General features: G+C 39.0%; 1 pseudogene. It reads right to left on the reverse strand.

The window, feature by feature from the left end:
- Nucleotides 1-354, reverse strand: a pseudogene (locus BCT81_RS03590) (RNase E specificity factor CsrD); the annotation flags it as partial.
- Nucleotides 355-462: the final 108 nt, after the last annotated feature.

Here is a 462-nt window from a genome sequence, read left to right on the forward strand (position 1 = left end):
ATTTCGCTCTAATACAAAGCTCTTTTCATAAAGGCGACTAGGATCAATCTGTGGTGAAGTATCTTTGAAGCGATAAACAATGCCGGTCTTATTCAAGAGTTTCATCTCAACAATGTTGCTTGCTTGCAACATCTTAGGCATCCAACGTTGCATTGAATATGCAGCGCCTGGGTCTTCCATTTCTTTATCTACAACGTCGACAATACCCACCAAATAATGGTCTAAATACTCTTGCCCGATACGCTTAAATGAGAGGGTGCCACCGATAAAAAGAATGAACATCGCACTGATAACTATTACGGTGACAAATGCGACCAATCGGGTGCTCAATTTTAGTGTGGGGGTATATCTCATGAATAACGAAATCCTTTTCAACTCACATTATACCGTATTGCTACTTATACTATAAATTGACGTTGTAAATAAAGCGTTAAGAATTCTAGGTAACAAAAAGCCGCGATA

Source organism: Vibrio sp. 10N.261.52.A1, from assembly GCF_002876325.1.
Classification (GTDB): Bacteria; Pseudomonadota; Gammaproteobacteria; order Enterobacterales; family Vibrionaceae; genus Vibrio; species Vibrio chagasii.